The organism is Streptosporangium sandarakinum, from assembly GCF_013409935.1.
GTDB classification, from domain to species: Bacteria; Actinomycetota; Actinomycetes; order Streptosporangiales; family Streptosporangiaceae; genus Streptosporangium; species Streptosporangium nondiastaticum.
The window spans coordinates 592,616-614,881 of sequence record NZ_JACCCO010000003.1; the positions used below are offsets into that span (position 1 = coordinate 592,616).

General features: G+C 75.8%; 16 protein-coding genes. 8 read left to right on the forward strand and 8 right to left on the reverse strand.

Going from position 1 to position 22,266, the window contains the following annotated elements:
* The first annotated feature begins 363 nt into the window (after positions 1-363).
* The gene (locus HDA43_RS29075) at positions 364-1,377 is read left to right on the forward strand and encodes an enolase C-terminal domain-like protein (protein WP_179827311.1); all 1,014 of its coding nucleotides are present in this window, start codon (positions 364-366) and stop codon (positions 1,375-1,377) included.
* A gap of 138 nt (positions 1,378-1,515) precedes the next feature.
* On the opposite strand, the gene HDA43_RS29080 is transcribed toward HDA43_RS29075, so the two are convergent.
* Entirely contained in the window at positions 1,516-2,115 is a 600-nt protein-coding gene (locus HDA43_RS29080) for an ElyC/SanA/YdcF family protein (protein WP_179827312.1), read from the reverse strand.
* Positions 2,116-2,377: 262 nt separating this feature from the next.
* Between HDA43_RS29080 and HDA43_RS29085 the strand changes: the two genes are divergently transcribed.
* The gene (locus HDA43_RS29085) at positions 2,378-3,397 is read left to right on the forward strand and encodes an alpha/beta hydrolase (RefSeq protein ID WP_179827313.1); all 1,020 of its coding nucleotides are present in this window, start codon (positions 2,378-2,380) and stop codon (positions 3,395-3,397) included.
* 76 nt (positions 3,398-3,473) lie between these two features.
* Here the strand turns inward: HDA43_RS29085 and HDA43_RS29090 are convergent, their stop codons facing one another.
* Positions 3,474-4,988, reverse strand: a complete 1,515-nt coding sequence (locus HDA43_RS29090) for an alpha/beta hydrolase family protein (RefSeq protein ID WP_312873595.1) — start codon at positions 4,986-4,988, stop codon at positions 3,474-3,476.
* Between the two features lie 153 nt (positions 4,989-5,141).
* Here HDA43_RS29090 and HDA43_RS29095 point away from each other — a divergent pair, with 153 nt between their 5' ends.
* Genes HDA43_RS29095 through HDA43_RS29105 form a run of 3 tightly spaced genes read left to right on the forward strand, consistent with a single transcriptional unit; the run spans position 5,142 to position 10,599 of the window.
* The gene (locus tag HDA43_RS29095; protein ID WP_179827314.1) at positions 5,142-6,269 is read left to right on the forward strand and encodes an exonuclease SbcCD subunit D; all 1,128 of its coding nucleotides are present in this window, start codon (positions 5,142-5,144) and stop codon (positions 6,267-6,269) included.
* Positions 6,270-10,313: an AAA family ATPase gene (locus HDA43_RS29100; RefSeq protein WP_179827315.1), complete on the forward strand. Its 4,044-nt coding sequence runs from the start codon at positions 6,270-6,272 to the stop codon at positions 10,311-10,313.
* Positions 10,314-10,350: 37 nt separating this feature from the next.
* Positions 10,351-10,599: a hypothetical protein gene (locus tag HDA43_RS29105; protein WP_179827316.1), complete on the forward strand. Its 249-nt coding sequence runs from the start codon at positions 10,351-10,353 to the stop codon at positions 10,597-10,599.
* A 17-nt stretch (positions 10,600-10,616) separates the two neighbouring features.
* On the opposite strand, the gene HDA43_RS29110 is transcribed toward HDA43_RS29105, so the two are convergent.
* The 6 genes from HDA43_RS29110 to HDA43_RS29135 all read right to left on the reverse strand — a co-directional run bounded on the left by HDA43_RS29110 (position 10,617) and on the right by HDA43_RS29135 (position 20,085).
* Positions 10,617-11,966, reverse strand: a complete 1,350-nt coding sequence (locus HDA43_RS29110; protein WP_179827318.1) for a threonine/serine exporter family protein — start codon at positions 11,964-11,966, stop codon at positions 10,617-10,619.
* A 40-nt stretch (positions 11,967-12,006) separates the two neighbouring features.
* Positions 12,007-15,144 carry a coiled-coil domain-containing protein gene (locus tag HDA43_RS29115; RefSeq protein WP_312873596.1) on the reverse strand — a complete coding sequence of 1,046 codons (3,138 nt, stop codon included), beginning with the start codon at positions 15,142-15,144 and terminating at the stop codon, positions 12,007-12,009.
* Entirely contained in the window at positions 15,141-16,397 is a 1,257-nt protein-coding gene (locus HDA43_RS34525; protein ID WP_218912674.1) for a helix-turn-helix domain-containing protein, read from the reverse strand. Before HDA43_RS34525 ends, HDA43_RS29115 begins: the two co-directional genes overlap by 4 nt.
* Entirely contained in the window at positions 16,387-17,724 is a 1,338-nt protein-coding gene (locus HDA43_RS29125; RefSeq protein WP_312873597.1) for a hypothetical protein, read from the reverse strand. The genes HDA43_RS34525 and HDA43_RS29125 overlap by 11 nt, the downstream gene beginning before the upstream one ends.
* An 89-nt stretch (positions 17,725-17,813) precedes the next feature.
* Positions 17,814-18,659 carry an SDR family oxidoreductase gene (locus HDA43_RS29130; RefSeq protein ID WP_218912675.1) on the reverse strand — a complete coding sequence of 282 codons (846 nt, stop codon included), beginning with the start codon at positions 18,657-18,659 and terminating at the stop codon, positions 17,814-17,816.
* 199 nt (positions 18,660-18,858) lie between these two features.
* The gene (locus tag HDA43_RS29135) at positions 18,859-20,085 is read right to left on the reverse strand and encodes a sensor histidine kinase (protein WP_179827319.1); all 1,227 of its coding nucleotides are present in this window, start codon (positions 20,083-20,085) and stop codon (positions 18,859-18,861) included.
* Positions 20,086-20,378: 293 nt separating this feature from the next.
* On the opposite strand from HDA43_RS29135, the gene HDA43_RS29140 reads away from it, so the two are divergent.
* The 3 genes from HDA43_RS29140 to HDA43_RS29150 are packed head-to-tail and all read left to right on the forward strand — an operon-like array spanning position 20,379 to position 22,261.
* Positions 20,379-20,924 carry an MFS transporter gene (locus tag HDA43_RS29140; protein ID WP_312873598.1) on the forward strand — a complete coding sequence of 182 codons (546 nt, stop codon included), beginning with the start codon at positions 20,379-20,381 and terminating at the stop codon, positions 20,922-20,924.
* Positions 20,921-21,313 carry a cupin gene (locus tag HDA43_RS29145; protein ID WP_179827320.1) on the forward strand — a complete coding sequence of 131 codons (393 nt, stop codon included), beginning with the start codon at positions 20,921-20,923 and terminating at the stop codon, positions 21,311-21,313. The genes HDA43_RS29140 and HDA43_RS29145 overlap by 4 nt, the downstream gene beginning before the upstream one ends.
* A gap of 48 nt (positions 21,314-21,361) precedes the next feature.
* On the forward strand, positions 21,362-22,261 hold the full coding sequence (locus HDA43_RS29150) for an alpha/beta hydrolase (RefSeq protein WP_218912676.1): 900 nt from the start codon (positions 21,362-21,364) through the stop codon (positions 22,259-22,261).
* The last annotated feature ends 5 nt before the right edge of the window (positions 22,262-22,266 follow it).

Consider the following 22,266-nt stretch of genomic DNA (forward strand, 5'->3'; position numbering starts at 1 on the left):
GGCCCATTTCTAGAGGGACGCCTGGCAGGCGGACCTGTTTTCCCACCTTGGTGAACGCATGGCCACGCGGGCCGCGGCGGAGCGCGGGGCCCTCAACCGACGCTGAGACCGTCTGCCTGCCCCGAGACCACGCCCGGGTGGTCCCGGGGCAGACGACGATCCGCCTGACGGCGAATCGTCTTTCTCTGCCCCGCTACACGGGAGGCCGGATTCCTCCCCGGCCTGAAGGCCGGGGAGGAATCCGATTTCTCGGCGACTACCGTTGAAGCGTGGGAAGAACGCCGCTCTCCTCCGTGTTGAGACGGAGTCCCGCCTTCGGGCGGGATTCGTGTCTCAGCGCCTCGGGGAGATCAGGGGGAGTGCATGCCGCGGGTACGTGAGCTCGAAGTGTTCCGGGTGGTCCTGCCGTACGGCAGGCGGCCCGAGAGCCTCATGGTCCGGCTCACCGACTACGGGGGCATGACCGGATGGGGCGAGGTCGTCGATCCCGACGCCAAGACGTGGGCGGCGATGGAGGAGGGGCTCAGCAGGGCGCTGATCGGCGTCGACTGGGAGCACCCCGACGAGCTGGGCGTGGTCCCCGGGGGCTCCGCCTCCGACATGGCCTGCTGGGACCTGTGGGCCCGGATGCGCGGCGTGCCGCTGGCCCACGCGCTGGGCGGCAACCGCACCTACCTGACCGCGACCGTCCGGATCGCCGCCGAACGCGACCTGGACAGCCTGGTCGCCCGGGTGAACCGCCACGTCTGCGCGGGGTACACCCACGTCACCCTGGACGTCCATCCCGGCTGGGACATCGAGCCGCTGCGCGCCGTCCGCCAGGCGTACCCGGCGCTGGGCATCGGCGTCGACGCCCACGGCGCCTACACCGACGTCGGCGCGCTGGAGGCGCTGGACGGCTACACGCTCTCCGCCATCGAGCGCCCCTTCACCGGGCCCGCCGGCTTCGCCGACCACGCCGACCTGCAGGAGCGCGTCGCCGCGCCGGTCCTGCTGGAGGTCCCCTCGGTGGCCGGGCTGTGCGAGGCGATCGCCGCCGGGGCCGGGCGGGCGCTGCTGCTGCGCCCCGCGGCGATGGGGTCGCTGCGTGAGGTGCGCCAGGCCCACGACCACGCCGTCGCCGCGGGCTGGGAGATCTCCTGCGCCGGCGGGCAGGGCGGCGGGCTCGCGCGGGCGGCCACGGTCGCCGCGGCCAGCCTGCCGGGCTGCGGCCTGCCGTGCGACGTGGCCGAGCCGCCGCGCAGCGCCCAGATCGTGACGCCGCCGGTCGGCGCCTCCGGTGGGGTGGTGGCGGTGCCGCTCACCCAGCCGGGCCTCGGCCACAACGTCGACGAGTCCCGCGTCCGCCGCCTGGCCAAGGAGTCGTACGCGGCCTGACGGACGACCGGGGGAGGAGCGAGCGGACCCATGATCCGTGGGCCGATCGAACGTGGGCTCAAGAACCACCGTTCGTGACGCCGACGCGACAGCGGCCCTCAAGAACCACCATTAGTGCGCCGGCGCGACAGCGGCCGCCTACGGCGAGACCTTCCGTTCGTCGGCCTTGAGACCCCGAAGCGTCCAGAGTCCGTACAGAGCCAGCAGCGGCTTGACGACCATCCACTCGCCAGGGCGGTAGTCATCCGCACGCACGAGCCTCCTGGCCAGATCAGGGCGCCGTCGCCGTAAGTACGCGCGGGCCTTGAGCGCGTGAGCCGGCTGAGAGGCGATCTTGATGCGGTCGACGTCCTCAAGCAGTGGGATCACGTTCGCGATGTTCTCCCATGTCGTCGCGCTTCGGTCCTCAAGGAGCACTGTGCCGTCGAACCTGAGCACCGACTTCGCGTAGTCGGCCATCAGCCGGGCCTCCGCGGCGGCGCCGCCGGCCGCACCGCCGCTGAAGATCACACGAGTGCCATGCGGGCGGTCGGCGGCGATGGAGCGAATGCCGGCACGAACCCGCCAGCGGTTGACGAAGTTCGCCGTCGCCTGGGGGTTCCGGTAGCCCAGCACGACCACGGCCTCGGAATCGCCCTCACCGCTTCCCACAAGAGCCCGAGACCAGCGCCAGTTCAACCACTCGCCCCAGACCAGGGCCGCGGCCCCGGCCATCGCCAGTCCTGTCCTTCGTCGCATGCGGCGACTCTAGGGCACCCCGGCTTCGGGCAGCGGAGGTACGAGCCGCGCCGCGAACGACGCATCCTGTCAGGACCTCCTGCCGGTCGCCCGCGGCCGGAAACCCCCGCCGGGACGCCTCCACGGCACGGCACAGGACAGACGCATCGCCGTGTGAGCCTCTGGTACTCGCCGGGCGATGGCAGGAGATCGGCTCATGATCCGTGGGCGGTCGTCCCGCCGATCGTCCTGAAGCGGATCGTCCTGAAATAGGATGCCGCCCATGTCCTCCCCCGAGACCGAGCACGGCACCGCCGCCCCCGACCCCCTCGCCGGAGACCAGGCCGGCGGGGACGCCGGCCCCGCGACCGACGTCCTCGGCCCCGGCTACGAGCTCACCGTCCTGCCCATGGCCGACGACGAGGAGGGGAAGGTCGTCGCCACGCTGGTGCGCCGCCGCGCCGCCGCATCGGCGCGCGGCGCCGTGCTGTACGTCCACGGGTTCACCGACTATTTCTTCCAGACCCACCTGGCCGAGCACTTCGCCGCCAGAGGACTCGACTTCTACGCCCTCGACCTGCGCAAGTACGGCCGCTCGCTGCTGCCGCACCAGACCCGCGGGTTCGTGCGCAGCGTCACCGAGTACTTCCCGGAGATCGACGAGGCGGTCCGGATCGTCCGCGAGCGGGACGGTCACCGCACGGTCGTCCTCAACGCCCACTCCACCGGCGGCCTGGTGACCGCGCTGTGGGCCGACCGGGTCCGCGGCCGCGGCCTCGTCCAGGGGCTGATGCTGAACAGCCCCTTCCTCGACCTCAACGTCCCCGCCCCGCTGCGGATCGCGGCCGATCTGTTGAAGGGGCCGATGGCGAGGATGCCGCGGCGCGCCGTACTGCCCCTCGGCATCGCCACCGCCTACGGCGCCAGCCTGCACCGCGACCATCACGGCGAGTGGGACTTCGACCTGGAGTGGAAGCCGATCGGCGGCTTCCCGGTGCACGCGGCCTGGCTGGCCGCGATCCGCCGGGCCCAGCGGCGCCTGCACGCCGGCCTGCGGGTGGACGTCCCGGTCCTGGTGCTCTGCGCCGCCCGGGGGCTGCGGTTGCGCGACTTCGCGCCGGAGGCCCAGGCCGCCGACGTCGTGCTCGACCCGGAGCAGATCGCCCGCTGGGCGACCCGGATCGGGCCCCACGTGACGTGCGTGCGGATGGCCGGCGGCGTGCACGACCTGGCGCTGTCGGCCGAGCCGGTCCGCAAGCAGGTGTTCGCCGAGATGGACCGCTGGCTCTCCTGCTACGTTTGACCGGCCCGCACGTCCGGCCGCTCTCACGAGTTCGCCGGACCCGCCCGGCCGTACGGCGCGCCGCCCCGGCCGGCCGCTACCAGGGGAAGGCGTAAAGGCTGTAGTAGGCGCCGGCCACCAGCAGCACGCCGGTGCCGCCCAGCACCCCCGCCATCGCCACACGCTGCGCGCGGCTCGGCCGCCAGCCCTGCCCGATCCCGGAGGCGACCGCCGCGACGGCGGTGATCTCCTGCACCAGCATGAGCACCGCGAGGATCCGGATGACGAGCCAGCCGGAGAGCACCGCCGGCCACGCCCCCGCCTGGTTGACCGAGAACAGCACCAGCAGCGTGAGGAACGCCGCCACCGCGGCCAGCAGCCCCGCGCCGGTCCACGCCATCCGGCGCAGCCGTCGGCGGATCGGCGGCCACACCAGCGCGCAGGTCTCGGCGTGCGGCCGCCGGCCGCGCCGCCGCACCACCATCTCCGCCACCGGCCCGGCGACGTATCCGGCGAGGGTCAGGCAGAGCGCGAACGTCAGGACCGCGCCTCCGGCGTACCAGGGGGCGCTGGGCGGGTCGCTGGCCTCGAACCGCTGGACGGGGGTGGCTCCGGCGACGCGCACGCCCGGCCGCGCGGTGCCGGGCAGGCCGTTGACCCAGTTCGCCAGGGTCGGCAGGTAGGCCCGGACGAACGGGCCGCCGTGGATCCGCATCCCGTGGTCGGCGCCGTCCAGGTAGCGGATCGTGTAGTCGGCGTTGCCGCCCGCGGTGAGCGCGTCGGTGAGCGCCCGGCTGCTCTCCACGAACGGTATCGACGGGTCGCGCGTGCCGTACAGGGCGAGGACCGGCTGACGGACCCGGCGCAGCACGGGCGTCCCGTCGTAGCGCAGGAAGTTCATGTGGACCGCGCTCATCGCCCTGATGATGAGGTCGCGTACCCCGCCGGGCGCGTGCAGCCGGTCGAGCTGCTCGCCCATCGCCCACGTGACCTGCCGCAATGGTGAGACGTTGGGCGCCGACACCAGCACGGCGAAGGAGACGTCGTCGCTCCCGGCCGCCGCGATCGGGACCACCCAGCTGCCCTCGCTCACCCCCCACAGGCCCGTCCGGGCCGGATCGACGTCGGGGCGCTCGCGCAGCCGGGACAGCATGCGCAGCGCGTCGCCGGCGAGCAGGCCGAAGTCGCGGTCGCGGAAGTCGTAGCCGGCCGTGCGCTTGTCGTAGGTCAGCGTGACGATCCCCGCCCTGGCCAGCCACTCGGCCTGGGTGGCGAACTCCTCGCGCAGGCCGGGACCGGCCCCCTGGACGAACACCATGGCCGGGTGCCGGCCGGGTGTCAGGGGCGCCCGTACGGTGGCCTCCAGGGTCACGTCCCCGACGTCGACGACGATGTCCCGCGTGGTGATCGGGGCGGTCGCGGACACCGGCCGCAGCTCGGCCGTGGGCTGGGCGGGCAGCGACCGGAAGACGGGCCCGGCGCTCAGCGGCGCGGGGTCGAACGGCGGTGGCAGGACGTGGCCCACCAGCGCGAGAATGATCATGGATACGCCCGCGGCGGCACCCACCGCGCCCCGGCCAACCCGCATGCCGACCCGCTTCCCGATCGTCACCCGCCTCGCGGTAGGACCCCACCACCGGTACGCGACCGGTACGGTCCCCCTGATCATCCAGAGTACCCAGCCCAGTGCCCACAGGACATGGGGCGTTTCCCATGTGACGCAAGTAGCCACATTTGCCGCCGTGGCCTGTTAGCTTGAGGTGACATGCGCCTGCTGCACACCTCGGACTGGCACCTGGGCCGTTCGTTCCACCGCGAGAGCCTCCTGGCAGCCCAGGGGGTCTTCGTCGACCACCTGGTCGAGACGGTCCGGTCCGAAAAAGTGGACGTGGTCGTGGTCTCCGGTGACGTCTACGACCGTGCGCTGCCCTCGGTCGACGCGGTGCGGCTGTGCGACGAGGCGCTGCGGCGGCTGGCCGCCGAGGGCGTCCGCACGGTGCTGATCAGCGGCAACCACGACTCCGCGCGCCGCCTCGGGTTCGGCGCCGGCCTGATGGACGCCGCCGGGGTCCACCTGCGCACCGACCCCGACCGGGCCGGCGAGCCCGTGGTGATCGACGACGTGGCGTTCTACGGCATCCCGTACCTGGAGCCGGAGCTGGTGCGCGGCCCGTGGGAGCTGCCCGAGCGCACCCACACCGCGGCGCTCGGGCACGCCATGTCCCTGGTCCGCGCCGACCTGGCGCGCCGGGGTGGCCGGTCGGTCGTCCTGGCCCACGCCTTCGTGACCGGCGGCCGGGCCAGCGACAGCGAGCGCGACATCAGCGTCGGCGGCGTCGCCCACGTCCCGGTCTCGGCCTTCGACGGCGTCGACTACGTCGCGCTGGGCCACCTGCACGGCCGCCAGCGGATGAGTGAGACCGTGCGCTACTCCGGCTCCCCGATCGCCTACTCCTTCTCCGAGGAGGGCCAGGTCAAGGGCTCCTGGCTGGTGGACCTGGCGCCCGGCGGCGAGGTGAGCGCCGAGTTCGCCGAGGCGCCGGTGCCCCGCCCGGTCGCCACGCTCAGGGGCCGCCTCGACGACCTGCTCACCGCGGCCGAGCACGCCCGCCACGAGGACCACTGGCTCCACGTGACGCTGACCGACCCGATCCGGCCGAAGGGTGCCATGGAACGGCTCCGGGCCCGCTTCGAGCACACCCTGGCGCTCTCCTTCGAACCGGAGGGCGGCGTCCGCGAGACCGTGGCGCGGCCGCGGCTGGCCGGCCGCCCCGAGATCGAGGTGGCGCTCGACTTCGTCCGCGAGGTGCGCGGCGAGGCCGCCGACGACGACGAGACCCGGTTGCTCCAGGAGGCCGTCGAGGCCTGCCGCGCCAAGGAGGCGATGGCGTAGATGCGCCCGCACCGTCTGTGGATCAGCGCCTTCGGCTCCTTCCCGGGTGAGGAGGAGATCGACTTCGACGCCCTCACCGAGGCCGGGCTGTTCCTGATCCAGGGCCCCACCGGCGCGGGCAAGACCACGGTGCTGGACGCGCTCTGCTACGCCCTGTACGGCAGGGTGCCGGGCAGGCGCGACAGCGCCAAGAGCCTGCGCTGCGACCACGCCCCGCCCGGCCGGGGGCCGAGCGTCGCCCTGGAGGTCACCGTCCGGGGGCGGCGGCTGCGGATCACCCGCTCGCCCGCCTGGCAGCGCCCCAAGCTCAGGGGGACCGGCACCACGCGCGAGAACGAGAAGGCCGTGCTGCAGGAGCTCCTCCCCTCGGGGGAGTGGCTCGGGCTGACCACCCGGGTCGACGAGGCCGGGGAGCTGATCGGCAACCTGCTGGGCATGAACGCCGACCAGTTCTTCCAGGTGGCGATGCTGCCCCAGGGCGACTTCGCCCGGTTCCTGCGCGCCGACGGGGAGGACCGCCGCCGGGTCCTGGAGCGCCTGTTCTCCGTACGGCTCTACGCCGCCGCCGAGACCTGGCTGGCCGAACGGCGGACCGAGGCCCACCGCGAGCAGCAGACGATGCGCAGGGAGGTCGACTTCGCCGTCCAGCGCCTGGAGGAGGCCGCGGGCCCGGCCCTCCTCGCCGCCCTGGCCGCCGGCTCCGAGGCGTCCGGGACGCCCGGCGCCGCCGGGGACGCGGCGAACGGAGACGCCACCGCCGGGCACGCACGGGACACCGGGGACGCTGGAGACACCGGGAACACCGGGGATACGGCGAACGGAGACGCCACCGCCGACGCACAGGGTGCCGGGGACGCCGGGCGCACCACCGCCGTCCCCGCCCCGGCGCCGGACCCCGAGGACGACCCGCGGGGCTGGGCCGCGGCCCTGGAGACGCTCGCCGCGCGGGAGGCCGCCCGGGCGGGCCTGGCCCGCGCCGACAGCGAGGCGGCGGTACGGCGGGCCCGCGCGGACCTGGAGCGGGGCATGGCCCTGGCCGACCGGCGGCGGCGCCACGCCGACGCGCTGGCGCGCGGCCACGCCCTGGAGGAGACCGCCGAGGAGCGGGCCGACCTGGAGATCATCCTCGCGGAGGCGGCCCGCGCCGACCGGGTGCTGCCCCTCCTGCAGGCCGTCGAGCAGCGCGCCGAGGCCGCCGGCAAGGCCCATGACATGGCCGCCGACGCCCTCGCCCGCGCCCTGCCCCTGCTCGGCGTCTCCGGCGACGCCGTGAACGCTGCGATCACCGCGGCCGGTGCGATCGCCGCCGACGGTGCGGACGCCGTGGACGTCGCGATCGCCGCGGACGTCACCCCCGACCGCCTGGCCGGCCTGGAAGGCGACCGCCGCGCCGAGATCAGCCGGCTGGCGGAGCTGCGCGCCGAGGAGGCGCGCCTGGCGCGGATCCGCGAGGAGCGCGAGCGCGCCGACGCCGAGATCACCGCCCTGGGCGCGGCCCAGGCCGAGACCGACGCCCGCCTCGCGGTCCTGCCCGGCCTGCGCGAGGACGCCGAGGCCCGCCTGGCCGCGGTCCGCCTCGACGCGGCGCGCGTCCCGGCCGCCGAGGCCGTCCGGCAGACCGCCGTCGCCCGCCTGGCGGCGGCCGAGCACCGCGACCGCCTCGCCGCCGAGCTGGCGGAGGCCCGCCGGGACGTCGCCGCCCGGCTCGCCGCCCTCCCGGGCGCCCTCCGCCCGGCCGCGGACCCCGCCGGGCCGCGCGAGGCGCTCGCCGCCCGCGAGCGCGAACGCGGCGAGGAACTGGCCGCCCTGGAGGGCCTGCGGGCCGACGAGGAGCGCCTCGCCGAGCTGGAGGGCCTGCTGGCCGCCCTGGACGCCGAGCTGGCCGACGCCGGGGCGCGGGAGGCCGCGCTCCAGGAGGCCCAGCGGGACCTCCCCGCCGCGCTGGACGACGTGACCGCCCAGCTGACCGAGGTCAGATCGCGGGCGGCCCGGATGCCCGCCGCGCGGGCCGTCGTCGACGCCGCCACCGCCCGGCTCGACGCCGCCCGCCGCCGCGACGGGCTCCACGCGGAGCTGGCCGAGGCCCGTACGGCCCTGGCCGGGGCCACCGACCACGCGCAGCGGCTCCGCGACCGCCACCTCGACCTCCGCCAGGCCCGGATCGACGGCATGGCGGCCGAACTGGCGGCCAAGCTCCTGCCCGGCGAGCCCTGCGCCGTCTGCGGCTCGCCCGACCACCCCGCCCCGGCCGCGCCCGCCGCCGAGGCCCCCACCGCCGAGGACGAACGCGCCGCCCAGGGCGCCTACGACGCCGCGGCCGAACGGCGGCGGGCCGCCGAGGTCGCCGTCACCGCCCTGGACTCCCGGCTCGGCGAGGCCCTCACGGTCGCCGGGGACCTCACGGTGGCCGCCGCCGAGGAGGCCCTCGGTGAGGCCCGCCGCGAGCTGGCGGACCTGTCCGCCGCGGCCGGGACCGAGGCCGCGCTCACCGCGGAGGCCGGCCGCCTCACGGCGGAGCTGGACGACACGCGGCGGCGGGCCGCCGAGGCCGCCCGCGCGCTGGCCGAGGGCGGCGCCCGCCGGTCCGGCTGGCGGGCCGAGCACGACCGGCTGACCACCCGGCTGGACGACGCCCGCGGCGCCGACCCCACGGTCCAGGACCGCCGCGACCGGCTCGCCGGGGAGGCCGCGCTGCTGGCCGCCGCGCTCGCCGCCGCCGTCCGCGCCGCCGACGTCGAGGCCGCCCACCGCGACGCGTGCGCCGCCGCCGACCTGACCGTGGCGGACGCCGTGGCCGGGCTGGAGGAGGCCGAGCGGGCCCTGGCCCGGCTACGGGAGTCCGCGGCGGCCGAACCTGCGGTGGCCGGGGAGGCCGGCCGGGCCGCGGCCGAGCTGGAGGCGGCGCGGGAGCGTTCGCGCGAGCTGGCGGTCACCCTGGCCGCCCGCCGTACGCACGCCGACAAGCTCGCCGCCGAGGCGGAGCGGCTGGCCGCGCGCCTCGACGAGGCCCGCGGTGACGACCCGAGCCTGACCCACCGGCTGGACCGGCTGGCCGACGAGGCGGAGCTGCTCAGGGAGGCGGCCGAGGCCGCCAGGGAGGAGCGGGTCACCGCCGCCGAGCTGGAGGCGGCGCGGACCCGCGCCCTGGCCGCCGTCGCCGAGGCGGGCTTCCGATCCGCCGACGACGCCCGTTCGGCGGTCCGCCCGCCCGCCGAACAGGAGGAGAAGGCCGCGCGGCTGCGCGAACTCGACGAGGAGCGCGCCGCCGTCACCGCGATGCTGGCCGACCCGGAGCTGGTCGCCGCCGCCGCGGAGCCCGAGCCCGACCTCGACGGGTTGCGGCGGGACCACGACACCGCCGACGAGGCCCACGCCGGCCTGCGGTCCGCCCTGCACGGCGCCGAGGCCCGCCGGGAGCGGCTGGCCGTGCTCCGCGCCGAGCTGGAGGGGTGCCTGGACCGCTGGCTGCCCGCCGCCGAACGGCACCGCCTGACCGAGCGGATGGCCGCCCTCACCGGCGGCAACTCCACCGACAACCGGTGGAACATGCGGCTGTCGTCCTACGTCCTCGGCGAGCGGCTGCGCCAGGTGGTCGCGGCGGCCAACGAACGGCTCGACCACATGTCCGGCGGGCGTTACCTGCTGGAGCACAACCTCGGCCGCTCCGCCGGGGACCGCAGCAGATCCGGCGGCGGGCTGGGCCTGCGGATCCTGGACGGCTGGACCGGCGTGGACCGCGACCCGGCGACGCTGTCCGGCGGGGAGAGCTTCATCACCTCGCTGGCGCTCGCGCTGGGCCTGGCCGACGTGGTGACCGCCGAGGCCGGCGGAGTGGAGATCGGCACGCTCTTCGTCGACGAGGGCTTCGGCACGCTCGACGAGGACACCCTCGACGGCGTCCTCGACATCCTCGACGGCCTGCGCGACGGCGGCCGGGCCGTGGGCATCGTCAGCCACGTCGCCGAGCTGCGCACCCGCGTCCCGGCGCAGCTGCGGGTCCGTAAGGAACGCCGCGGCTCCACCCTCTCCGTGACCGGCGTCTGATCCCCGCCGGTCAGGGGGTACGGCCGGCCGCCTCGCGGTGCGCGCCGTCCCGGCGGGCGGCCCGTGGACCGTCGCCGTCCCCGCCTCCGGTTCCCCTTACGTGCTCAACCTGCGCGACGGCAGGTGGACCAGGATCACCTTGCGGCAGGGCGGTCCGGGGGCGTACATCACGGGCGTCGAGCCGGTGCCGGGCACGAAGCGGGTGTGGGTCCAGACCAGGCGTCGCGACGATCCCGCCGGCCCGCCGGACGGCGCGGTGACCGTGACGGTGTACGAGCTCTCCTGACCGCCCGCCGCGGGCGGTCAGGAGCCGCGGGTGCGGCGGGCCGCCGGGCGCGGGATGAACGGCCTGCGCGCCCGCCGGGCGGCCGGCCGTACCCGCCGGGCCAGGTCGGACCCGGTGACCGCCCGCATGATCTCCGCGCCGAGCATGACCCCGGCGCCCAGGGCGAGGGCGGTCGACAGGGCCTGCAGCAGGCTGGACATGCCCGCGTCGGGGTGGCCGAGGTTGGTCTCCAGCATGCCGCGGTACAGGGCCGTTCCCGGCAGCAGTGTGCCGATCGCCGGGATCGTGATCACCAGCGACGGAACCTTGGCCGCCCTGGCGTACGCCGAGCCGAACAGGCCCACGGCCGCCGCGGCGACGGCCGTGGCCAGCACGACCGGCACGTCCCCGCCGCACAGCAGCACGAAGACCACCCACGCCAGCGTGCCGCCGATCACCGCGGCCACCAGGTGCCGGGGCGGCACGAGCAGCGCCACCGCGAACGACAGCGTCACCCCGGCCGACCCCAGAAGCTGCGCCGGCTCCAGCAGCAGCGGCGCGGCCGGCACGTTCTCCACGCTCAGCGGCACGCCCAGGCGGACCGCGGTGTACAGGGTGACGCCGATCCCGGAGACGACCGCGGCGAGGACGAAGAAGACCTCGAACAGCCGGCCCGTCGCCGTGACGTACTCGCCGGCGATGCCGTCCTGCACGCAGGCCACCATCAGCCGTCCCGGCAGCAGCGCGACGACCGCGCCGACCACCACCGCCTCGGCCCGCACCTGCACGCCGAGCGCGATCAGCAGCACCGCCGCCAGCGAGCCCAGCATGGCCGCCACCGCGATCTGGAAGAACTCGGCCACGCCCCGGCCCGCCAGCCACGCGCTGGCCCGATCGCCCAGCACGGTGGCGGCGAACGCGGCGAGCGCGACCCGCAGGCCGCCGCCGACCAGGATGCTCGCCGAGGCGGCCACCGTCGCGACCGCCGTCACCAGGAACCAGGCGGGGTACACCCGCACCCGCCGGGTGATCCGCCGCAGCCGCGCCTGCGCCTCCTCCAGCGGCAGCGCCCCCGCGGCGGCCTCGGCGACCAGGGCGTGCACCGCGATCAGCCGGTCGTAGTCGGGCAGCCGGCGGCGGACCCGCCGCTCGACGGTGACCGGCACGCCGCCGTCCGCCGGGACGTGCGACAGAGTGATGGCCGACAGGTTGACGTCGGCCTCGCTGTGCGGCACGCCGTACGCGTCGGTGATGCGGCGCATGGCGCCGGAGACCGTCTCGTTGGACTCGCCGCTGCCGAGCAGCAACTCGCCCACGCGCAGCGCCAGCGCCATGGTCAGATACAGGTCACGCCGCGGAGGTGCCTGTTCCAGCGGTGTCGCCGACACCGTTTCCCCCGATACTTCCGAAATAGAACCTGCGCAGAGGTTATCTGCTCACCGCAGCCGCCAGGGCACGCACCCGCTCGGCGTGGCGATCATGACCGATGATCACCGGCGGCTCGTTGTACGGCATCGCGTCGGAGGACCGGCGCAGCTTGACGTACTGGCCGCAGGCGTCGACCGCGTAGGGCTCCATGTCGTCCTGCAGCGCGCCGATCACCGTGATCCCGTACGTCTCGCCGATCCGGCGGAACAGCGCCACGGCCTCCCTGCGGTGCTCCTTGCCGAGGTTGCGGCCCAGCTCGTCCAGGACCAGGCACAGGTGGCCGCCGCCGGAGGAGGCGATCGCCGCCGCGCAGACCAGCTTCACCGCCTTCTCGTCCATCAGCGCGGTGTTGGCCCGCCGGTTGTACGGCACGTAGCCCTGCCCCTCGCCGCGCCGCCAGCGGGGCGTCACCCGCCACGCCCAGCGCTGCTCGGGGTCGGCGGGCGCGGGCGGCACCGGGAAGTCCAGCGTCGCGCCGTAGCCGCCGTAGGCCAGGTCGAGCCGTTCGAACTCCTCGGCGACCCGCGCCAGCCGCGCCTTGACCGCCGCGGTCAGCGCGGCCCGGTGCACGGCGGTGGACTGCGCCGCCTCCTCCGCCCCCTTGGCGGCGGCGGACAGGTCGCGGCGGCGGGTCTCCAGCTGGGTCTCGATCTGGCGGCGCTGGTGGCGCTCGTACTCCTCCTGGCCGCGCAGGTAGGACGCCAGCGCCGCGCAGACGCCGGGGAACGTGGCCTGCTCGCGCGCGGTGCGCCCGGCCCCCGGCTCGGTCCGCTCCCTGATCAGGAACCGCAGCTCCTCGGGCATCTCCTCGTCCTCGCCGGGGAAGGTGTCGCGCAGCGCCTCGTCGAGGTGGCGCTCGGCCGCCCGCCACCACTCCTCGGCCGTCAGCGGGCGCTCGTCCTCGCCCAGCGCCTCCAGCCACTCGCCGGCCCCGGCGACCGTGCCGCCCCAGTCGGCGGCCATCGCGTCCAGCGCGAGCGCGTCACGGTCGGACTGCACCTTCGCCGCCTGCTCGGCGGCCTGGTCGCGTTCGGACTCGTGCCGCGCCCGGCGGCCCTCCAGGCGCTCGATCTCCATGCTCCTGGTGCGGGCGCGGAAATCGAGCGCGGCGACCTCCCGCTCGGCCTCGGCCACCCGCGGCGCGGCCTCGGCCAGGGCCGCGACGAGGCCGGTGAGGACCTCGCGCCGCTCGGTGAGCCGCCGCTCGACGTCGGCCAGCCGCACCGCGGCGCGCGCCCCCTCCAGCCGCCGGGCCGCCTCCGCCATGCCGTCCTCGGCGGTCCGTACGGCCTCGGCGGCGGCCTCCTGCACGTCCCGCGCCCGGTGCAGCCGCTGCTCGGCGGCCTTGATCCGGGCCTCGCGGCCGGTGGCGACCGCCTCGAACGACCCCACGACCGTGATGCCCGCCGCGCTGACCAGCACCGACCCGGGCAGCGCGGTCAGCGTCCGCGCCGCCTCGGGAAGATCGGCGGCGTCCACGATCACGGCGTGCTCCTGCGGCCAGCCCCGGGCGGCCAGGAGCGCCCGTCCCACGTGGTCCGCCGCGGCCTCGTCGTCGCGGGCCTGCTCGGCGACGTCGATCGCGTCGAGCAGGCCGGTCGCCCGGACCCCGGCCGCGGCGAGCGCGTCGAGCTGCGCCGCCGCCGGACCGCCCTCGGCGTCGTCCAGCGCGGCCTTCGCCTCGTCCACCTCGCGGTCGGCCACGCCCAGCGCCTTCAGCGCCTCGTTGAGAACGACCCTGGCCCGCTCCAGCTCGGCCTCGGCCGTCGCCACGTCGCGGCCGTCGGCCAGCCGCCGCTGCTCCTCCAGCCCGGGGACGCGGGCGCGCAGCTCGTCGGCCGCGTTCTCCGCCACCGCCCGGTCGGCGTCCAGCTTGGCCGCGCGGGCCTGCAACGCGGCCAGCTCCCGGCGGGCCCCGGCCAGGGAGCGCTCCAGCGAGTCGTCCCGGAGCGTGGCGATCTCCGCCTTCACCGTCTCGATCGCCTCGGCCGCGCGGCCGCCCGTCTCGCGCAGCCGCTCCAGCTCGGCGGCGAGCGCCTCGTCCCGGCGGGCCGCGTCGGCGAGCCTGCGCGCCAGCCGACCCCGCCAGGAACGCATCGCCCCGGCCAGCCGCACCCGGGCCCGGTCGCGCCGGTCGAAGGTCGAAAGCAGCTCCCGGGACTCCTCCTCGAAGTCCGTCAGCAGCTCCGCGGCCCGCGTCGCCCGCACCCGCCTGGCGTGCTCGTCGCGCCGGGCCTCCCGCTCCTGGTCCAGCTCGGCGTCCAGGCCGGTCAGCGCGGCGATCGCCTCGAACACCCGCTCCGGGGAGATCTCGTTCAACGGCTGGGACAGCAGGTTCGTGGCGACCTTGCTGCGCACCGAGGTGGACAGGAACGACACGCACCTGACGCGGTCGCCGTACAGGAACCTCGTCAGGTCGCGCGCCACCACGTCGCGGCGGCCCGCCGAGCGCGGCAGCGACGCCCACACCTCGTCGGCCAATGCCACCCGCTCCGCCTCCGAGGGCGCCGAGGCCGGCCTGATGCCCGGGACCACCCGGATCTCCAGGTGCGGGGCCTCCTGGTTGACCCGCAGCCACACCGTGACCGCGTCGTCCACCGAGCCGGGCGGGGCGAAGACGCCCACGATGTAGCCGTGGTCGGCGCTGGCCCACGTCCCGGCGCCGCCGCCCGCCGCCAGCTCGGCGTTGAACAGCAGCTCCGCCACCGCCTTGGCGCCGGAGGCGAAGCGCCACTGCTCGTCGCCGAGCAACGCGGTGATCATCGCGATGAACGACGACTTGCCCGCGCCGTTGGAGTCCTTCGGGCCGGCCCCGGCCACCACGATCAGCGTGCCGGGCACGATCGGCACCGGGTGGGTCGACAGCCGCGAGATGTTGACCGCCTGCACGGCGATCAGCACGCGGTCGCCGACCACGTCGTGGTCGGGCGCGGCGGGCCTGACCTCCACCGGCACCAGGCCGATCTGGCTGCCGCGCGCCCGCGCCGCCGCGGCCTCCGCCTCCTCCGCCGTTCTGGACGGTTCCGCGGCCGTGCTTCCGGCGGTGCTTCCCGCGGCGTCCTCGGCGGCGCCGGCCGCGCGGCGGCCCCTCGCGCCCCGTCCCGCCCGCGCGGCCCGATCCGGCTGTCCGGTGGTCACCCCTGTGTTTCCCTTCCTCGACGGTTCGCCCGAATGGCGGTGGCCAGCGGGGTGTGCGGCCCCGCGGCCAGGATGAGCTCCTCCTGCAGGCGGCGCCTGGCCGCCGGGGTCAGCCGGTGGAACTGCGGGCCGGGAACATAGCCGCCCGCCTCCTCCCCGGCCTTGACCTGCGTCACCAGGCCCGCGTGACGCAGCGTCCGCAGCGCCGCGTCCAGCGCGCCGACCGGCAGCCGGGTGTGCCGCCGCAGCTCCTCCACCGGGGCGGGGAACGGCGACAGCCAGCTGTCGGCGGGCAGCACGCCCTCGGCCCGGGGGATCGCCACCGAGTGGACCAGCACCAGCGTCAGCACCGCCCGCTCGGCCTCGCCGACCGTCCCGCTCACCGCGGCGCCCACCTCGTCGGCGTATCCCGAGATCCACGTCTCGCGGCCCTGGACGAGCACCCGGCCGCGCCGCCGCAGCATCTCGGCGACCGTACGGCGCGGCGCCGGGTCGCGCAGCGCCGGGAAGCGGGCCTCGTGGACCGGCTCGGCGGCGTGCTCGACCGCCATGAACGCCGCGACGATCTCGGCCCGGCGCCGCTCGTCGAACGCCTCCAGCAGGTCGGCGTCCAGATCCGCGGCGGCGGTGACCTCCGAGGCCGCCGTGACCTCCCCGGGCTCCCCGGCGTCCCCGTCCGGGCCGGCCGCCGTCTCCCGGGCCCCCTCGCCGTCCTCGGCGAGGACCGGGAGCACGGCGGGCCGGACGGCGCCCTCCGCGCCGGAGGGCAGGCGGCGCAGCAGCTCCCGGAGCTGCGCGTGCGACTCGGCGGGCCAGGACGCGCAGCGCGGGCCGAGCCGTACCACGCCGGCCTCCACCGTCAGCCAGGCCGAGTCGTGCAGGCGGCGCAGCGCGCCGACGGCCCAGTTGCGCATCAGGTCGTCGCCGCGCCCGATGAGGGCGCGGTAGGCCGCCAGCACCTCGTCCACCGGCGCGGGCGAGCCCGGCCACGGGTCGGCGGCGAGGTCGGTCCAGCAGCACTTCAGCGCCGCCGCCAGCACCCGCCGGGTCTCCCCGGAGCGTTCCACCGCCACCGGCGCGACCTGGTACTCCTCCAGCAGCGACGGCGTCGCGCCGTCGGGCCAGGCCGGCAGCGCCGTACCCGTGCCGTCGCCGAGGCCCGCCCGGAGCATGCCGGCCGGGGCGGGCTCGCCGGGGCCCAGCGGTAGCGGCCCGGCGGACCGGGCACGCGCGTGCATCAGCTCAGGCGTCATCATCCGTCCTTCCCGGACCTTCCGAACCCTCCGGACGGCCACGCCCCGGCTCGGGCGCCCCGGCCGTTCTCCCCGGATGGCCGCGCGCCGGCTCGGGTGCCCTCTCCGCCCCCGCGTCCGTCCGCTCCAGGTGGCCGTGCGACAGCCACGCGGGCTCCGCGCCCGGGACCGCCGTCAGGCCGTCGGACCAGCGCAGCCGGTAGGGCGACTCCGGGCGCAGGTCGGCCGAGACGAGGTCGGCCAGCAGGCGGCGCGCCGAGACCCACTCGCCGCCCGCGGCGAGCGCCTCCTCCAGCGGGGCGGACGGCCGCCCGGCGAGGACCGACTCGGAGACGGCGGCCAGGCGGCCGAGGACGCCGTCGCCGGCCTCGGCGTCGTGGGAGCCGGCCGGGCCGGGGTCGGGCACGATCGAACGCGGGGGAGTGGGCTGCGCCGGAGCCGGGCGGGGGCTCTCGTCCACCGCCCGGACGATCGCCGCCGGGTCGTGCCAGGGCGCCGGGGCGTCGAAGGCGAAGTCGTCCAGCACGGCCGCGAGCCGCTCCTTGTCGGCGGTCTGCGCGAACGTCCGCCAGGTCTCGGCGGGCAGCAGCGTGAGGTTCCGCGTCGTGCCGGCCGAGTCGGCCAGGCGGCCGGCGGCGCGGCGGGAGGCGTCACTGTAGGCGTAGATCGCCGCGCGCAGCTCGGTGCAGGTGCGGTCGAGCTCGGGCCAGCGGGTCAGGATGGTCGCGTGCAGGCTCTGCGCCCGGCGGGCGATCTCCTCGGTGCCCCACAGCTTGGGCGCCTGCTCGCGCAGCTCCTCGATGGTGCCGCCGACCAGCGTGATCAGCTCCAGCGCCCACAGCCGGAAGGCCCGTGACAGGTTCCGCGCGCTGAGGCGCGCCTCCTCCATGGTCGTACGGGGGTCGGCGACGTTGAGGTCCTCCAGTGCCAGCAGCCGGTGCATCTCCGACTGGCCGCCGTCGGCCATCATCCGCCGGACGAACATCAGCCCCACCACGCTGGTGAACGACGCCCGGTAGCGGAGCTGGTTGGGCTTGGGGAACACCTCGCGGATCGCGCCGAGGCCCCTGAGCACCCGCAGGCGGTTCTCGAACATCTCCAGCGGGTAGGCCCGGCAGACGTGGCGCATCTGCTCGTGGGTGAGCCACTCCTCGCCGGCCTCGGCGAACGCCGCGAACAGCGTCTCGGCGATGTCGACCAGCACGGGGTCGTCCACCACCGCGCCGCTGTCGCGGGCGAGCGCGGCGAACATCCGCCGGTAGGTCGACAGCACGGCCTCCTCGGTGAGGGCCGCGTCGAGAGTGATCTCCTGGTCGGTCTCTGGCACGCCCAATACCGTAGGGCCTTCCCCCGACATCCCCGTCCCGCCGGGCGGGGCGGGCGCCTTCCCGGTTCAGTGGTCCGGCGACCGCCCGTTCACCGGCCGCCGGACGGATCCGGCGGCTGGACGGGGGCACCGGCGCGGGGCGGCACCCCGTTGCGGAGCGACCAGCCGCCGTCGCTGACGATCGTCTGGCCGGTGATCCAGGAACCTTCGTCGCCGGCCAGCCACCGCACCAGCCCGGCGGTCTCCTCCGCCGTGCCCCACCGGCCCCGCGGATGCCGGCCGGACAGCCACTCCCGGTCCTCGGGCGAGGCGTATCCCGTGTCGACGGGCCCCGGGTTGACACAGTTGACGGTGACGCCGCGGGCGCTCAGCGGGGCGGCGAGGCTCATCGTCAACTGCTGCACCGCGCCCTTGGTGGCGATGTAGGGCAGCTCGGTGGGCATCGGCTCCAGATGCTGTCCGGAGGTGAACGTGATGATCCGCCCGCCGTCCAGGTCGGGCTGGGCGGCGAACTCCTGCACCAGCAGCAGGGTCGCCCGGACGTTGACCGCCCAGCACAGGTCGAGCTCCTCGGCGGTCAGCGCGCCGATCCCGGCCTCGGAGCTGCGGGCGTGGTTGGCGACCAGGACGTCCACCCGGCCGAACCGCTCGCGGGCGGCGGCGACGATCTCACCGGGCGCCGCCGGGTCGGCCAGGTCGATCGCCAGGTGCCCCACCGTCCCGGCGCCCTCGGGCAGTTCCTCCCGCAGCGCCGCGACGACCCCCTCCGCGCCCAGCGGGTCGGCGCCCCAGGGCTGGCCGGCGTCGTGCGGCGACCACGAGCAGGCGAGGACGTTCATCGGCACGGAGGCCAGCTCGCGGGCGATGGCGTAGCCGATGCCGACGCGCCGGCTCACCCCCGTGACGATCGCGGTCCTCATCGGAGCAGAGGTCATCGTTCTCTCGTCTTTCGCTGCGAACGGCATGGCGGCCCATCATCACATCAAGATCACGAAAACGTCCATCCGTTGACGGCGGGACACCGGCCGGTGACGTCTCCACCTCTGCGGAATCATCCGGGTGATCGAATCGGCCCGCCGGATCCGGTCGTCCGGGGCGAACCGGTGCACCCCCGGGGCCGGGGCCGCTCGTGGATCACGACGCCCCTCCCAGGGGGAGCCCGGCGCGTACGGGCTCCCCGAGGGGAAGCTCGGCGCGTACGGTGAAGCCGCCCCCGGGGCGGGGCGCGGCCCGCAGCCGGCCGCCGAGCGCCGCGACGCGCTCGCGCATGCCGAGCAGGCCCGTGCCGGGCACGGGCGGCGCGGCCGGGTCGGCCCCGCCGTCGTCGTCGATCTGCACGACCAGCTCCTCGTCGGCGTAGCCGACGCGTACCGCCGCGGCCGCCCCGCCGGCGTGCCTGGAGACGTTGGTGAGCGCCTCCTGGACGATCCGGTACGCGGCCCGGTCCACCTCGGGCGGCAGTTCCCGCCGCGTGCCGGAGATCGTCACCGTGACCGGCAGCCCGGCCGAGCGGGCCCGCTCCACCAGGCCGCCGAGCCGGTCGAGACCGCTGGCCGCGACCTCGCCGCCGGAGCCGCCGGAGCCTTCGGAGCCGCCGGAGCCGCCGGGATGGTCGGGGTCGCCCGAGTGGCCGGGGTCGCGCAGCACCTCCAGGGTGGCGCGCAGCTCGCGCATGGCGTCACCGCCGGCCTCCTGGATGGCCAGCAGCGCGGGCGGCACGTCCTCGCTGCGCTTGCGCGCCAGGTGGACGGCCACCCCGGCCTGGACCTTGATGATCGAGATGCTGTGGGTGAGCGAGTCGTGCAGTTCCCTGGCGATGCGCAGCCGCTCCTCACCCGCACGGCGCAGGGCCGCCTCCTCGCGGGTGCGCTCGGCCTCGGCGGCCCGCCGCTCGGCCTCCTCCAGGTACGCCTGCCGGTGCCGGGTCACCGTCGCCGCCACCCCGGCCGCCACGAACCAGCCGACCAGCAGCGAGGCGTCCTGGAGAACCTGCACGGGCCCGTCGGACCCGGGGAGGTTCGCCGCGAGGTTCACGCCCAGGAAGACCACGCTCGCCAGCGCCGGAGCCAGCCGGTGGCCGGCCCGTACCGTGGCGAACACCGACACCAGGACGGGGAAGGATGCCGGCGGGCCCGGCTGGACGCGCGCCGTGACGACGAGCATGCAGGCCGTGCCGACGAGCAGCGCCACCAGGGGCGCCCGCCGCCAGGCGACGAGCGCGAGCGAGCCGGCGAGGGCGGCCGCGAGATCCGCCGCGCCCGTGCCCGGCGTGCCGAGCACGACGACCGACAGCAGGGCGGCCATCACCGCGGCGAGCAGGCCGTCCTGGGCGAGCGGCCGCCATCCCTCCACAGACCTCATCCGTGCAGATTACGATCTTTCCCGCCGGAGGTCGTCCCCGGTACGTCGTAACGAATCCCTACTCCCCGGGATGTAGTGGGGCCGGCCCTGCTTCCCCGGTGTCAGGCGGAGGAGCCTTCCCGGGCATGACGACCGCAGACCGGCCCGGACAGCACGATGTCCGGCATGCACACGATCCGAGCAAAGAGCGGGCTCCGCCACGTGAGCCCGGGGAGCCGCCGGCCGTCACCCCTCGCACCCGGACCCCGTACGGGCGGGTCCGCGGCCACGGGAACGGCGCGGAGGACCGAGCCGTGCTGAGAGGCGGGGAAGCGGCGGCGGGACGGGCCACCCGGCCGGGGGCCACCCTCGCCGCGGTGGCCGTCGTGCAGTTCATGGTGTCACTGGACCTGTCGGTGGTGAACGTCGGACTTCCGCGGATCGCCGCCGGCCTCGGCTTCAGCGCGGCGGGCCTGACCTGGGTGATCCACGCCTACGCGCTCACCTTCGGCGGGCTGCTCCTCCTGGGCGGCAAGGCCGCCGACCGGTACGGCCGCAGGCGCGTCCTGCTGTTCGGACTCGGCCTGTTCGGCCTCGCCTCGCTCGCCGGCGGCTTCGCCCAGGAACCCGGCCATCTGGTCGCCGCCCGCGCCGCGCAGGGCATCGGGGCCGCCGCGCTGGCCCCGGCCGCGCTGGCGCTGCTGACCGCGACGTTCCCCGCGGGCAGGGCCCGCGTCCGGGCCTTCGGGGTGTGGAGCGCGACGAACGCCGCCGGGGGCGCCCTCGTCGTCCTGCCCCGGACCGGCCCGCCGTCACGGACCGGACAGGCCGACGGTCACCGGAAGGAAATCCTCGTATGACCACCACCGCCCCGATCGACCTCTTCGCGTCCGTCGTCCACCTTCACCGGGGCGGTGAGATCCACGCCGGGAGGAGAGCGGCGGACCCCGGCCGGGACGGCTGGCGGCTGACGGCCTTCCACGCGAAGACCGGCGCCGACGTCCACGCCGACCACTGGGAGGTGCACCCCGAGGCCGAGGAGATCGTGTCCTGCCTCATCGGGAAGATGCGCCTCTACCTCCGCCCGGAGCGGCCGGATCAGGAGGAGGAAGAGATCAGGCTCCTGGCCGGAACCGCCGCCATCGTCCCGCGCGGGCGGTGGCACCGCATCGAGCTGGACATCCCCAGCAACATCATGACCGTCACCCTGCCCCACGGCAGCCGGCTGGAGAAGCGGATCGAACCCTAGGCGGGACCCCGGGCCCACCCCCTGACGTCTTCATCCGGAAGGACGATCTTGAAAGAAAAGGCCCCACTGGGCGCCCGCATCATGCTCAGGGACACCCTGGACTGGGAGTCGCTCACCGACGACCAGGTGATCGCCGCGAGGCGGAAGGTCAACCGCATCCGATCGTCCCGGGCGGCACGGATCATCACCGGCCTGCCCGACCGCCGTGCCGGCATCGAGGAGCGCACGATCGCCCTTCCGGGCCGTCGCCTGAAGCTGCGGGTGCATCGTCCGAAGAACGCCGGTCCGAGGCTGCCGTTGATCCTCTCGTTCCACGGCGGTGGCTTCATCGTGGGAGTCCCCGCGCAGAACGACTGGCTCAACAGTCACCTCGCGGCCCACTGCCCGGCGGTGGTCGTGTCGGTGGACTACCGCCTCGCCCCCGAGCACCCGCTGCCGGAGCCGATCGAGGACGGCTACGACACGCTCGCCCGGATTCTCGAGGACCCCGCCGGCTGGGGCGTCGACCCGGCGGCCGTCGCGGTCCTCGGCGAGAGCGCCGGCGGAACACTCGCCGCGCTCGTCGCGTTGCGCGCCCGCGAGGACGGCCCGCCGCTGCACGCCCAGGTGCTGGCCTACCCGGGCACGGACTGGCCCGACACCATGGCCGACTACCCCTCGATCGCCGCGAACGCCGGCAACCCCGGGTTCTCGCTGTCCGAGTGGCGCGGCGGGACGGAGTACGGCGGAGCTGTTGCGCCCCTACGGGTGGGGTTTCGCCGCCGTGGTGATCCGGCAGGTGATCGGCGCCGTCGCGGGTCTGGCGCCGCTGCCGGCGGTCGTCGAGCTGGGCCGCGGCTCGGTCACCCTGGGCGGCGCCGATCTGCGCGAGATCGACGGCCGGGAGCTGCACCGGCTGGTCTCCTTCGTCTTCCAGGACGTCCGCCTGCTGCGCGCTGGACCCGGTGAACGAT

Excerpts from the sequence above, each read along its gene's own strand:
- HDA43_RS34525 (WP_218912674.1), bottom strand. The coding sequence starts at position 16,397 with ATGACGCCTGAGCTGATGCACGCGCGTGCCCGGTCCGCCGGGCCGCTA.
- HDA43_RS29100 (WP_179827315.1), top strand. The coding sequence starts at position 6,270 with ATGCGCCCGCACCGTCTGTGGATCAGCGCCTTCGGCTCCTTCCCGGGT.
- HDA43_RS29145 (WP_179827320.1), top strand. The coding sequence starts at position 20,921 with ATGACCACCACCGCCCCGATCGACCTCTTCGCGTCCGTCGTCCACCTT.
- HDA43_RS29130 (WP_218912675.1), bottom strand. The coding sequence starts at position 18,659 with ATGACCTCTGCTCCGATGAGGACCGCGATCGTCACGGGGGTGAGCCGG.
- HDA43_RS29085 (WP_179827313.1), top strand. The coding sequence starts at position 2,378 with ATGTCCTCCCCCGAGACCGAGCACGGCACCGCCGCCCCCGACCCCCTC.
- HDA43_RS29080 (WP_179827312.1), bottom strand. The coding sequence starts at position 2,115 with ATGCGACGAAGGACAGGACTGGCGATGGCCGGGGCCGCGGCCCTGGTC.
- HDA43_RS29135 (WP_179827319.1), bottom strand. The coding sequence starts at position 20,085 with ATGAGGTCTGTGGAGGGATGGCGGCCGCTCGCCCAGGACGGCCTGCTC.
- HDA43_RS29095 (WP_179827314.1), top strand. The coding sequence starts at position 5,142 with ATGCGCCTGCTGCACACCTCGGACTGGCACCTGGGCCGTTCGTTCCAC.
- HDA43_RS29075 (WP_179827311.1), top strand. The coding sequence starts at position 364 with ATGCCGCGGGTACGTGAGCTCGAAGTGTTCCGGGTGGTCCTGCCGTAC.